The organism is Endozoicomonas elysicola (assembly GCF_000710775.1).
GTDB lineage: Bacteria > Pseudomonadota > Gammaproteobacteria > Pseudomonadales > Endozoicomonadaceae > Endozoicomonas > Endozoicomonas elysicola.
This window is the reverse complement of sequence record NZ_JOJP01000001.1, coordinates 3374681-3388079: the sequence shown is the minus strand read 5'-3', so window position 1 is coordinate 3388079 and position 13399 is coordinate 3374681. Positions and strand designations below refer to the sequence as shown.

Genomic DNA, 13399 nt, shown 5'->3' with positions numbered 1-13399 from the left:
GGGCAGTGCCAGCTGGTCTGCGGTGACGTCCAGTTGCCCGGTTTTGGCACGGGTTGCCAGTGTGACGGTCTTCTTTTCATCCTCACCGATCTGTGCATGGAGGGCTTCCAGGTGGACACCGCCCTGTTGCGCTCCAACTGTGCTCAGTTGTGCCCTTTGAGCCTGAAACGTGGCCTGCCGGTCCTGGGTTTTGAGTGGTGGCAGAGGCTGTTCCTCACTATCGCCCACCGGCCCCGGCACCATGGTCTGAGTCAGGTTTACATGGGCTTCGTCAAGATCCAGGATGGTTGTCTGCTGGTCAAGTGTTTGTGCGAATGCCTGCAGCTCCGGTTTCTGGGTAATCGCGCTGATGAGTTTGGGGGCCAGACCGGATCGCGGGTTCAGGGTTGCCCGGGCATTCAGGGCATGAACATCAACGGTTGGCGTGCAGCCGGCATTCTCGGCTTGTGGGGTCACCCGGCTCAGGTCTGCTGTGACGCCGCTGGCCGTGAGTGCGACGGGGGTTTTGTTCTGGCCATCCTGGCCCGCGATGGTCAGCTGTTCGAGGGTCATGTGTACCGGGAATAGCAGTTGTCGTGTAATCAGTTCCGCCAGTTGATCCGGTGAAGGGGCTGACATAGCGTCGGGCGTCTTTTCCTGACGAAACAGGGCCTGGGTTAGGGTTTGTATGGTATCTAGGGGGAGTCCAAGTCCTATCGATTCCCCTTTGACCCAAATTTCTGAGAGGGGTTGGGTCTTCTTTGCTTTTTTAATCTTACTAATAAGAGTGGCCAGAGCTTTAGGGACATTTTCTGCATACACATAATCATGTAATGCTTGACCCCAGTCTGCTTGAATTTTTATTTCCAGATCGTTTACATCAATATCGGATTCTACTATTTTCTTACCTTCAGTTGGGTATTTGACATGGCAATTAAGACTTTCAATACCAATGACTGGCAACTGGTGATTACATTGTTCCTTAAATTTGAGTAGTTTTAGTCTTAATTTCAGGCCTGTCAGCTCAACAGGTCCTGATGGTGAGTCCAGAACAACTCTTCGAAGCTCAGCCTTGGTTTTTCGATCTATTTTTTCTGCTGATTTTGGGTTTTCTTGCTGGTTGCTTCTACGAAGCTCTCTTAATGATGTAAAAAAATTAAGTAGGAATATTTGTGAGTTTTTGGTGATGCTTTTTAGTTCTTTAAATTCTTTTTCGTATTTTTTTAGAAGTGTTCTATTCAGATTGATTGCTTCGATAATATGATTGGTATTGTTAGCGTGTTTATTTTTTTTTATTTCTTTTTCGAGTTTTTTGATTTCTTTCCTATGTCCTTTGATTTTCGATTTTAGATCCCGTCGGTACTTTGGACAAAAATCAAGATCCTCTTCACTAAAGTGTTGAATTATACGTACAAGCGGGCTCGAATCTATATCCTTTTCATACTCTTCTTCTAGACTATTTTTCAGTAGTGGCGCTTCCGCTTCTGAAGCTGCTCCATGTTCCGTCTCTTCTTTTTGGTGGCTGATTTGACTGGGTTTGTTCGCAAACTGAACTTCCCTCTCTATAACTTTATTGGCATGCTCTTTTGAGCCGCTTTCTAATTTCTGATCTACTTCCGGTATTGACTTAGCGCTTTCAGTTTCTGTAAGACGTTTTCCAAATGCTCTCTTTTTCAGAGATTTTGCACTTTCAATAGTTTGCTTAAGGCTCTGCTTCAGACCTTGGAAGAAACCACCGGAATTGTCAGGTCCGTTTATCATTATTCTTCAAGTCCTATAGAATTAATAAATATCCTATTATTTGTTGTTTTATGTTTTAAAATTAATGGTTTATATGTTAATTCTGTCTTATAAAAAATTGATTTTTTAAAAAATTGTCACATACTTGAACATGCTCACTAGCGTGTCCAAACGGGATTAGTTCCCGCTGCTATTGAAAGAAAGAGTGATTAAGAAAGCGCCACCCCTTAGGGTGGCGTTTTTTTAATTATTTGTTTTTGGTAACTTTGCTTGCCTTATTCACCTTTATTTTTTCAGGCTGAGGGAAGGCAACTTTGTATACATCTTCATACTCTCGGGCAAAATGCACGGTGAGTCCTTCCCGGATGTAATCTGGAAGTTCGTCAAAGTCTCTTCTATTATCATCTGGTAGAATCAGAGTTGTTGTACCTTGGCGCCGAGCCGCTATGACTTTTTCTCTGATACCGCCGACAGCCAGCACTTTGCCAGTTAATGTTAATTCTCCGGTCATCGCCAGATTTTTCAATGGAGTGATGCCTCTGGCCAGAGAGATAAGAGCTGTCGTCATTGTTACACCAGCACTAGGGCCATCCTTTGGTGTTGCTCCTTCTGGAACGTGAAGGTGTATAAATGCTGTTTTAAGAAAGTCTTCGTGAATACCATACTTTTTAGCATGACTGGTTGTATAGCTGTATGAGATTTCTGCTGACTCTTTCATTACTTCACCCAGCTTGCCAGTCAGCTTAAAACCTGCTCGTTGTTGATGTATCAGACAGGCTTCAACAGGCAGTGTGGCTCCACCCATCGCAGTCCAGGCGAGGCCAGTAACAATGCCAATACCTTCCATTGATTTCTCTTTGCGGAAGTAGGGGGCACCTAGAAAATCTTCAAGATTTTTAGCCGAAACGGTCAGTTTGTTTTCGTCTTCTTCAAGGAACTTAACGACTACTTTTCGAATGATTTTTTGCAATAGCTTTTCAAAGTGCCGAACACCTGCCTCACGGGCGTATCCATCAATAATTCTCCGGAACGTTGTATCTGATACTTTGAGTTGACTCTTTTTGAGTCCCGCTTTCTTAAGTTGTTTTGGCCATAGATGATTTTTTGCAATGGCTACCTTTTCTTCAGTGATATAACCAGAGAGTCTGATCACATCCATACGATCCAGAAGCGGGCCGGGAATAGTATCCAGTTGGTTTGCTGTGCAGACAAAGAGAACCTTGGAAAGGTCAATTCTCATATCCAGATAGTGATCCAGAAACTCTGCATTTTGTTCTGGGTCAAGTACTTCCAATAGTGCAGAAGCAGGGTCTCCTCGGAAGGAAGCACCGATTTTATCTATCTCATCTAACATAATCACAGGGTTCGAGACTTCCACCTCTTTGAAGGCCTGTACCAGTTTTCCGGGAAGCGCGCCTATATAGGTTCGTCGATGACCCTTTATCTCCGCTTCATCTCTCATGCCACCAAGGCTGAACCGATAGAACTTTCTATCAAGCGCTTTTGCTACCGATTTGCCAATGGATGTTTTGCCAACTCCAGGGGGGCCGACTAGCAGCATAATTGAACCTGATACTTCCTTTCTATAAGCACCAACAGCCAGAAATTCGACAATTCTGTCTTTAACATCATCAAGACCGTCATGATCAGAGCTGAGAACGCCTCTGGCATGATGAAGGTCAAGATTGTCTTCTGAGAATACTCCCCAAGGGACAGAGGTAGCCCAATCCAGGTAGTTTCGGCAGATAGCGTATTCTGGCGAACCAGTTTCAAGAATGGAGAGTTTTTTTAGCTCATCATCAATTTTGGCTTTAGCACTTTCAGGTACAACGAGGTTTTCCAGTCGCTGTTCAAATTCATCGATTTCTGCAGTGCGGTCATCCTTTGAGATGCCCAGTTCTTTCTGGATAACTTTGAGTTGCTCTTTCAGGAAAAACTCTCGCTGATGGTTGCTTATCTTGCGATTAACTTCTGCGTTAATTTCACTCTGCAGGCGTGCAACTTCTTGCTCTTTACGTATCAGAACCAGTACTTTCTCCATTCTGCGCTGCACAGGAATGGTTTCCAGAACTTCCTGAAGTTCCTGACCGGGTGCTGTTGTTATTGCTGCAGCAAAGTCTGCTAAAGGCGATGGGTCCTTTGGGCTGAATCGGTTGAGATAATTTTTCAACTCTTCGCTGTATAAAGGATTAAGTGGGATAAGCTCTTTTATCGCTTGAATCAGTGCCAGGGCGTAAGCTTTCACCTCATCGCTATTATCTTCTGGACTTTCTATGTACTCCACTTGAACCAGGTATGGAGGTCGGCGGCGCAGCCATTGCTTAATTCTGAATCTTTGCATGCCAAGGGCAATAAACTGCACCTGATCATTATCGGACACGATGTTATGTATTTTTACAACGCAGCCCACCTGAGGAAAATCTTCCGGGGCAACATCTATACCAGGCATTCTACCGACAAAGCTCAGGCCTACGGCTTTGTGAGGGCTCTGGCCAACTCGCTGAAGCGTTTCCCCCCACTCACTGCTACTGAATACTAGGGGTTGTACCTGGGCCGGGAAAAAAGGGCGGTTGGATACTGGAATCAGGTACAGCTTGTCTGGCAGAGCCTGATGTGGGAGAACCAGTCCTGTGCTGGTTTTTTGACTGTCTTCATCCCCGCTGATAACTTCGGGGTTGTTTGAATCCTGATCTGTCATAGTCTGTCTGCAATAATCTGATTGAGAAAAAGCTTGGTTGAAAGGTTACTGCTGAGGCCTTCTGGAGCAGGCTTCGGAGAATGGTTTTTTCTCCTTCATTGCCTGTTCGCACCTGAGCAGACTATTGCCTGGATACCCTATTTTGAGCCATATCCAGTAATTTCAATGGTCATTGCATTTAAGTATGGTTTAGATAGTCAGGATTGGTACACAGAAGGGGGGATTGTTGACCAGTGGTAATGATATTGGACTTTGTTTATGAGTATCAAAATCTCAGTTAAGTGATTTGTGACAATTTTCTGACGACGTTGTAACGCTGGTTGCTGGGCGTCTTTGGGTAGAAATCATACCAACTGAGAATAGAAACTTCCTTAGATATGTGGTGGAAGCTGTCGTACAAGTGAGATAAGATTTTACGCAATAATAATAAGGAATGCTGTATGTTGAATTACCAATCTCACCGTCGAATTTTATTCTCTTTGGCTTTTCTCTGTTTTGTCTCCCTGCCAGCAAAAGCTCTGCTGATTAATAAATACGATTTGCCTGATGTCATCTCAGTGGGTGCTGATAAGCCAGAGCTTCAACTTCAAGGGGCCGCTGTCCGATCATGGTATCTGATGGTGAAAGGGTATATTGGGGCTTTGTATCTGGAAGAACCTACAAGCAATGTGGATGAGATATATGCTTCTGATAGCTATCAGCGAATGACATTTGTCATGCTGGTTTCAAAAATGAGTGCGCGGCGTATCGCGAATGCGTTCTATGAGTCAATCCAGCTTAATAGTCCTCCCGATGAGCAAGAAGCCATGAAGAACGAGTTGGAAACAATTTTTTCACTTGTTGATGGTTCAATGAAAAGAGGTGAGCAGGCTGTGTTTGAATACCTTCCAGGTAAAGGTCTGAGAATTGAAATTGCTGGTGTTGAAAAAGGTATTGTGCCAGCCCGTAAAGAAGTATTTAATCTTTTTCTAAGGGTCTGGATTGGTGAGACGCCTCCCAGTAAGACATTTAAAGCGCAGGTTTTAGGATTGACTCCGGCTACCTGATGAAATGATCCATTTATCTGCTCGTGACTTTTTGTCTTGCAGTTGATGGCTTCGTTGCCTTGAATGTTGTTAGGGGGCAGATGAATATGAAAATTCTTACTGTCCTTGAGATCGAAACAGCATGTCAATTTTTAAGGAGTATTTGATATGGATATCAAAACGCTTGCCTTTCTTGGATTATCTTTTTTTAGTATTTCAGCATTTGCAGCTGACCAAAAGGGCTGGTCTGATGAGCGAAAGATCAACGTCAACCAGGCGACTGTTGAGCAACTTGATAAAGGATTATTAGGGGTAGGGCCTCGGATAGCTATGGAAATTGTTAAGCACCGTGATCAGCATGGCCCTTATCAAAGTGTTGAGGATCTTGATAAGGTAAAGTATGTGGGCAGTAGAATGCTTGATAAGAATAAAGGGCGCATAATTTTCGACTGAGTTCTCTTTTCAGGGTCTGTATTTCTACAGGCCTTGATCGATTTTATTTCTCACACTTTTCATTTACTCCAGAGCATGCAGTATCAGGCTTTGACTGCACCGGACAGACCTCTGACTCGGGCGCGAAACTCATTAAAGGCATCCTTACTAAGATATGTTTTACCCATATGTTCATCAATGGATTCGATGCCTTCTGTCTTATAACCTTCTGCACCTGTATTCAGTTTCTGGATTTCAAGATTTTTACTGTGTAGCAGTATATCCCGGAAAAGCTCGGCATCCTCCCAGCTTAAAGGTATTCCCGGCTCCGGTACCTTGCCATATAGGTCGATCATTGTTGCTAGTAACTTTATCTCTGCATCCAGCATCCCTGTGCGGTCTTTACCACTTTTGCAATTAGATAAAGGAACTCCTGAAATCAAGCTGGTTAGCAGTGCTATACGAGCTGGCATTTTATAAGCATCATGACTTTCGTGGTGATGAGCTTTGCTGTTGAAAATGTCACGGATCTGTGTGGCCAGTTGGAAAATAATTGTACGTTTTTGATTAAGATCGATCAGCTCGTTGTGCATGGCTTTTCGCCCGTTATCGGGTAAACGCGAGTCTGCAAGTTGAGTGCTCAGTGTAATTATGTGCTGTTGTTGTTTAGCCAGATAGTCACCAGCAATACTTCTGGTCAGACCTTTTTCAGTCCCTCCAATCAGTGTATGGAGGCCTTCTTTATTCAATTTGTCTGACATTTTCCAGCCGCCTACCATACGTGAAAATGTACCCTGGGCCCCTTTATTAACGCCAAAGTTAAATAATGCAAGACGAAAGGTGATTCGAATCGTTATTTGCCTGCCATTAGAATTAACGACACTGAGTTTCAGCGGCTGTTTACAACCCAGCTCTCGAAAAGCCTCTATCTGCTCCAGCAACATTTTTGCTTCACTTTTTTCTCCTATACGAAAAGGATCAGGGGTTACCAGCGATACAGAGGCGAGATTCAGGTGTACTGATTTAGCAGGATTGCTGATTGCCTGATTAAGTAGTTCAGGCTTCAGCGTTAATGCGGCAATCAGTGATTCTCTGGCACGATTTAAATTAGCTGTTTTACGTTGTTCCGAATCTTTGATACCAATAGCAGAATGAATACCGTGTCGAACCCCATGATAATTGAACTTGCCTTTCGGGGGACTGAAGGATGAGGTCCAGAGATTAACCGCATGCTGCTCAGAATCTTTTGTTTGTGAACAGATACCACCTAACTCACCATAGGAGGTTTCAAATATATCCCGAGTTCCTGCTGCCTCCTCATGAGTCAACAGTTGCATTTTGGAAGCAGGAACTTGTCGATGCTCTAGAGTACCTGCATTTGTTTGGTGAGCGCTGTGCAGTACCTCCCAGTTTCTTTCATTCAATGCTTGATTAACATGTTGCCTGTAGTTTGATGTTACAAGTGCTTTAGAGACACCGGCTTTTTCCAGTCTGGTTTTGAGTGATTTGCTAAGATTTTTTGCATGTTTTATTTCGGTTTTGCTGGCAGCTTCACCTCCTTTCAAATTAAGCGTGTTATATTCTTGTTGTTTTTCGTATTCCAACTCTCTCTCCAGTAATAGAAGATCAGATCCAAAGCCTGCTCCAGGCGCATTTTTTGCGTCCTTGATAACGTGTAGCGCGGCATTGTAATAAAGTGCTTCGAGAGAGAATAGCGCAGTATTAGAATTTCCAGCAGCTCCAAGTGTTGATTTCTGGCTAAGAAGCTGTCGTGATTCTGGAAGATGCTGGATATCCCATGATCTTATAGGTTGATTGATTACCGGTCTTTTTAACGATCCTTTTGGGTGGTATCGAGCTCGGTGAATAGCTGCTTTTATGGGCGAAATAATCAGTTTTTTTATTTTTTTAACAATACGCTGATGCCAGCTGCCAGTTTTAGGCTCAGTACCGTCCTGCGTTGTTTGTTGATCAACATGTTGGGAGTTAACTGCAGGCTTGGGGCCAGTGGGGGTATTCTTCGGTATCATTGCTAACAATCCTTGTTGCAATCTTCCTTATAAAATATACAAACAGCAGCGGTTATTCTCAATGAAGTATGAGATGTGACGCAATAATTCAGAAGTTGAAGCCCAGATTGAATAAAAAATAGGATTTTTCATTCATTTTCTGTTTTCCATGGTTCGTATTAAATCATTATGTTATATAGCTGTAACGCCTTGTAACCTGCTGAACTTTACAATGGCAATGAATTTAATATTTTGAATGGACTTTGTACTGGCTCAAAAGTGATTAACGAGTCAGCTGTGGGGGCGTTGTGAAGGAAAGTGGGATGCAGTCAGGCCTGACGTTTGCCGTTGGGGCTTTTGCTTTGTGGGGACTTATTCCGATTTATTTCAAAATTCTGGAAGATGTACCTCCCCTTGAAGTGCTTGGTCATCGAGTCTTCTGGTCATCATTTTTGCTGGTTGGTTTTTTATTGCTGCGTCAACGGATGGGTGAGCTACTTGTGCTGATCAAGTCGCCCCGTCTATTGGGCTGGCTGATTCTGACATCACTGCTGATTGCTGGAAACTGGCTCTGCTTTATATGGGGAGTAACGAATGACAGGATTCTTGAGACCAGTCTTGGCTACTATATCAACCCTCTGATCAGTGTGCTTTTTGGTTACTCTTTTCTTGGTGAGCGATTAACCCGTTATCAGGTGATGGCTGTGATGATTGCAGCTGCAGCGGTGGCAATGCAGGTGATATTGTTGGGGAAACTACCCTGGGTCGCTTTTGTTCTGGCTCTGTGTTTTGCTTTTTATGGTCTGATTCGCAAGAGAATCAGCGTCGATGCGACCACTGGGCTCGCAGTTGAGACGTTACTGTTAATGCCTGCAGTGGGTATCTATTTTTTCTGGCTATGGGGTAATGACACACACGCTTTTCGTCTGTCTGATCCTGATACCAGCATGCTCCTTGCCCTTGCAGGTCTGATCACTACCATACCCCTGATATTGTTCAATATGGCGGCACAAAAGTTACCGCTGACAGTGTTGGGGATTATGCAGTATCTGGCCCCCTCTATCTCTTTTCTGGTTGGTGTGACGATTTACAATGAGCCGTTGGGCGTTGTGCAGATGGCGACTTTCGCAATGATCTGGCTTGCTCTTATCATTTTTACTGTTGACGGATTGGTTCGGCAGAAACGACAACGTGATCGTTTGAAAATTCCGCTTAGTGATTAATGGCAGCGAGGCATTGCCTGTTGCTTAATGATGTCAGGAATGCCTTTTTTCTTTACTGCTTTGCAAGGCTGTCTTTGATCTTGCTTTTTTTACTGGTAGAGAAAGTGCCTGGTCTCTGGGCAGTACCCGGTAAATCTGCCGGTAGTATTCTTTTTCAAGGTCTTTTGGGCTATCCGGAAGAGTTACTACCCCCATTTGTCTAAGATAGGCTTCCATGCTGCTGTGTGATGGTTTGTTCATTGGGTGAATCTCTCAATGATCCTGACAATAAATGATGAAGACAAATCATGTCGGCTGTTGGGGTTATTCCATTAAGCCTTAAGCCGACTTGTGGTATGCATGCATCATGCCATTTTTTTGACGTATTCTTTCATTTCAATATTTACTGCTGGCTGAGGGTTTCAAAAAAACTGTTTTTCTGGGCTCTGCAGGGTGCTTTTGCTGGCGAAGGAAGGATGGTTAAAGTTAGCAGTACCTTTATTGCATAAGAAATGATGAAGCGTAAGCCGGTCTCCGGTTGGTAAAATATGTTACTTGTTGATCGTTTTTTCTCTGATTGGTAACACTTTTACGGAAATCTATCCTTTCAGGTTTGTTCTGGACCACGACTATGTGGAGTACATCCGATTCAGGCTTTTATATTTATAGATTTTCACTGCCGTATACCTCTTTTTGACAAATACTGTAGGCAAGGATCAAACCGTACTTCGAACGATACAGTTGAGGCAGTTATGTACTCTCTTCGTGAAAAAGATAGAGTGGTGAGTTTGCATCATGAACAGGCTACTGTGTGGCAAGGTGTCTCTGTTCGCGTCCGTTTGGATAACGACGACGAATACACGCTTGCCTGGTCTGAGCAGGCTGGAGCTTTTGTCCATGATGACTGGTTATTTGTCAGGTTGTCACTTAAAACCATTGAAAAGAAGTTGCTGGTTTTCCTGAACGCTGAGGTTGTTAAGGGTATCAGCTGGCCGGGACGCAGCTGGCATCCCCTGTGTGCTGTCAGAATAAGTGTTGCCAGTCTGGGGGGGGTTACCGGCTTATGCGCCCATTATCTCTATAACAGCTGGTGGACAAGGCCTCACTTCGATTGTGTCCTGAGTAATCTTCCAGAGAAAACACAGTCCTTATTGTATGGTGTGGGAGAAGAGTATCACCACCTGCTTGCGGTATGTGATGAGCAGGTTCGATGTGAGTTTCAGGGCGGAGAGCTGGAAGGTATTGAGCTTGTATCCGGTCCTTCGAAATCGGGGGTAAGGGGCTTTTCAGGTTTGATTGCAATCTATGGAGTCAGTGCAGACCCCTTTCAGCTGATCGATAACAATGTTGAGCTGGGAAGGAAGCATTTATCCCATCATTCCCGACCAAGGGATCAGCGCGCTTTGCCTGAAGTGTTTAAATATCTCGGCTGGTGCAGCTGGGATGCTTGTTATCTTGATGTTAATGAAGACGCAGTCATAGCCAAAGCCCAGGAGTTCCAGTCCAAGAGTATTCCTGTTAAGTGGATGCTGGTTGATGATGGCTGGTCTGAAGAGAAAGAGCGTCGCCTGTTGTCATGGCAGGAAGATCGGGCGAAATTTCCAGCAGGACTTTCCGGTTTAAAGGAGGCTCTTAAGGATGAATATTCTATCCCCTGGATGGGTGTGTGGCATGCACTGACAGGGCAATGGGAAGGTATTGATGCAAATGCCCATTTTCCTGTGCAACTGGATACTCTGGACGCCACCCGGAAGTTGCCTCCAACAGAAGAAGGTGAGGCATTTCGCTTCTGGCATGGCTGGCATGACTATCTGGCGAGGCAAGGTGTGGATTTTATCAAAGTCGATGTTCAGAGTAATCTCGCCAACCATTATAAGTACCGGGATTTCCCTGGAAGGGTTTCTCGAGTGGCACATCAGGCGCTAGAAGCATCAGCCGGGCTTCATTTTAATGGACAATTAATCAACTGTATGGGAATGGCCAGCGATCAGTTATGGCATCGGCCTTCATCTTCCCTAGCTCGTAACAGTGATGACTTTTTCCCAAAGAAAAGCGGTAATCTTCAGGAACATGCTTTGCAGAATGCCTACAATGCCGTGTTCCATGATGCTTTTTTTCTGGGTGACTGGGATATGTGGTGGACCATTCATGAAGACTCAGACGCTCATGGGTTGCTCAGGGCGGTGAGTGGTGGCCCAGTGTATACCAGTGACCCGGTTGGACAGACGGATGCTGAGCAGCTGATGAGGCTGGTGTTTAATGACGGCCTGGTGGTTCGTTGTGATCAGCAGGGAAAGGTAGCTCGGGAACAACTGTTTGAAAACCCCCTCTATTCCGGCAAGTTGCTCAAAGTGATCAATCGTATTGGTTCTGTGGGTGTTATTGCTCTATTCAATATTACAGAAGACCATCAGGCTATCTCAGAACGTGTTAGTACATTGCCCTTTGATAATGATGGCGAAGAGTGGTTGGTATACTGGCCGGCACGACGACAGTGCTTCAAGCACCCAGAACTGCCAGAGATAAGGCTTTCACAAAATGGTTCGGACTTGATGTTGTTTTATCCAGATGAGCCATTGATATGTCTTGGCCTGGAAGACAAAATTCTGCCCGCTTGTGCAGTTCTGGATCAGGTGGTTTGCTGGAAAGAAGGGGCTTTGCGCCTTGAAAGTCGGCTCCGGCAGGGTGGGCGGCTACTAATTTATAGTGAAAATCCTATCGTAGAATTGCGCATTAATGGTCAGGAATATGGTTGGGATGAGTCAGACAACACTTACCTTATCGACTGTTCGGAATGGGAGGATGAAATTTTTCTGGAATGCCTTGCGACGCTGAATATCTGATATGGAAGTTAACTCGGCAGCCCTTTGGCTGCCGAGTAAGCTAGCTTAAAGTAACTGTACTGATCTAGTGGTGCAAATGGTCTGCAGCGTAAAGTGTATTTTCCAGTAATGTGGCTACCGTCATTGGGCCGACCCCACCCGGAACCGGAGTGATCCATGAAGCACGTTCTCTGGCGGTTTCAAACTCGATATCACCAACCAGGCGGCCATCTTCCATTCGATTAATACCGATATCAATAACAACGGCGCCGGGCTTGATCCATTCCCCTTTAATAAGACCGGGTTTGCCTGCTCCCACGACGAGGATATCTGCTCTAGCAACTTCGGCGGCAAGATTTTCAGTGAATCGATGAGTGGTTGTTGTGGTGCAGCCAGCCAGTAACAGTTCCATTGTCATTGGGCGGCCTACTATATTGGACGCGCCTACAATTACTGCATTTTTCCCGCGGATCGGCTCTCCCGTGCTTTCCAGAAGTGTCATAACGCCTTTTGGTGTGCATGGCCGAAGCAAGGGGATGCGTTGAACCAATCTGCCAATGTTATAGGGATGAAAGCCGTCAACATCTTTATCGGGGCGAATGCGCTCTATAACCAGTTCACTATTAATATGTTCAGGCAAGGGTAGTTGCACCAGAATACCATCAATCTCAGGATCTTCGTTTAAGTTGTCGATTAGCCCAAGCAGGTGCTGTTCACTGGTGGTATCTGGCAGATCATGGGATATTGATTTGAAGCCAACCCGCTCACAGTCCTGACGTTTTTTTCCAACGTAGACTCGTGATGCGGGGTCGTCACCAATTAAAATAACTGCCAGTCCTGGTGCGCGGAGTCCCTGAGAAGTTCTTTTTATTACTTGTTCGGCGATGGAGTTGGTCAGTTGCAGGGCAATGGCTTTGCCATCAATAATTCTTGCTGTCATATGTCCTGAAGCCTGTTGCTGACTATATTGAGTGATGGGTGAAATCAGTGATGGCCGATAGTTTAACAGTGCTGAGTCCATGTTGACATAAGATTGCTGACTTGGATTTAGACTGCGTGTTATTCATTGGTGGCAGTGTTGAATGCTTTTTTCTGAACTTGCTTCAGGGGGGGATTGTAGAAGTGGGTTGGGAGGTGTCACGCCACGCCTGTGTTGTTGGTGAATTTTAGGTGTGTGATCATTATTGATGCTATTTGTATTGGAGGCCCACGGTGGAAATCCCTTTGTTGGGTTGATATGCTGATTATGTGGAGGCAGTACTCTGGTTTCCTCTGTACTGCATGTGGAGTAAAAAATGCATGTAGTAATTGACGGGAACTAAGCTTGTCAGTAGTATTCACCGCCGTTGTCCAGCGGAACTTTTTAAAGGTTTCTTGAGAAAGGGTTGCTGATAATAATCGGGGTATAGCGCAGTCTGGTAGCGCGCCTGCTTTGGGAGCAGGATGTCGGGAGTTCGAATCTCTCTACCCCGACCAGTTTGAAATATTGACT

General features: G+C 44.9%; 9 protein-coding genes and 1 tRNA gene. 5 read left to right on the top strand and 5 right to left on the bottom strand.

Annotated features, from left to right (window positions below; translation table 11 throughout):
* A partial coding sequence (locus GV64_RS25300; protein ID WP_034844292.1) for a hypothetical protein occupies positions 1-1740 on the bottom strand: 1740 nt, incomplete at its 3' end.
* A gap of 226 nt (positions 1741-1966) precedes the next feature.
* A complete protein-coding gene (lon, locus tag GV64_RS14625; protein ID WP_020583675.1) occupies positions 1967-4417 on the bottom strand; it encodes an endopeptidase La in 2451 nt (816 codons plus the stop codon).
* A 440-nt stretch (positions 4418-4857) separates the two neighbouring features.
* Between lon and GV64_RS14620 the strand changes: the two genes are divergently transcribed.
* Positions 4858-5463 (top strand): chalcone isomerase family protein, encoded by a 606-nt coding sequence (locus GV64_RS14620; protein ID WP_020583674.1) that lies wholly within the window; start codon positions 4858-4860, stop codon positions 5461-5463.
* A 147-nt stretch (positions 5464-5610) separates the two neighbouring features.
* Complete coding sequence (locus tag GV64_RS14615; RefSeq protein WP_020583673.1) at positions 5611-5895, top strand: ComEA family DNA-binding protein; 285 nt, start codon at positions 5611-5613, stop codon at positions 5893-5895.
* An 83-nt stretch (positions 5896-5978) separates the two neighbouring features.
* Here the strand turns inward: GV64_RS14615 and GV64_RS14610 are convergent, their stop codons facing one another.
* Positions 5979-7904, bottom strand: coding sequence for an inositol phosphate phosphatase SopB (locus tag GV64_RS14610; RefSeq protein WP_020583672.1), 1926 nt, complete (start codon positions 7902-7904; stop codon positions 5979-5981).
* A gap of 302 nt (positions 7905-8206) precedes the next feature.
* Here GV64_RS14610 and rarD point away from each other — a divergent pair, with 302 nt between their 5' ends.
* Complete coding sequence (rarD, locus tag GV64_RS14605; RefSeq protein ID WP_020583671.1) at positions 8207-9106, top strand: EamA family transporter RarD; 900 nt, start codon at positions 8207-8209, stop codon at positions 9104-9106.
* A gap of 33 nt (positions 9107-9139) precedes the next feature.
* Here the strand turns inward: rarD and GV64_RS14600 are convergent, their stop codons facing one another.
* The gene (locus tag GV64_RS14600; RefSeq protein ID WP_020583670.1) at positions 9140-9346 is read right to left on the bottom strand and encodes a hypothetical protein; all 207 of its coding nucleotides are present in this window, start codon (positions 9344-9346) and stop codon (positions 9140-9142) included.
* 491 nt (positions 9347-9837) lie between these two features.
* On the opposite strand from GV64_RS14600, the gene GV64_RS14590 reads away from it, so the two are divergent.
* On the top strand, positions 9838-11928 hold the full coding sequence (locus tag GV64_RS14590) for a Sip1-related alpha-galactosidase (protein ID WP_020583668.1): 2091 nt from the start codon (positions 9838-9840) through the stop codon (positions 11926-11928).
* 64 nt (positions 11929-11992) lie between these two features.
* Here the strand turns inward: GV64_RS14590 and folD are convergent, their stop codons facing one another.
* Complete coding sequence (gene folD, locus GV64_RS14585; RefSeq protein WP_026258415.1) at positions 11993-12847, bottom strand: bifunctional methylenetetrahydrofolate dehydrogenase/methenyltetrahydrofolate cyclohydrolase FolD; 855 nt, start codon at positions 12845-12847, stop codon at positions 11993-11995.
* 459 nt (positions 12848-13306) lie between these two features.
* Between folD and GV64_RS14580 the strand changes: the two genes are divergently transcribed.
* Positions 13307-13383, top strand: a tRNA-Pro gene (locus GV64_RS14580).
* Positions 13384-13399 lie beyond the last annotated feature (16 nt).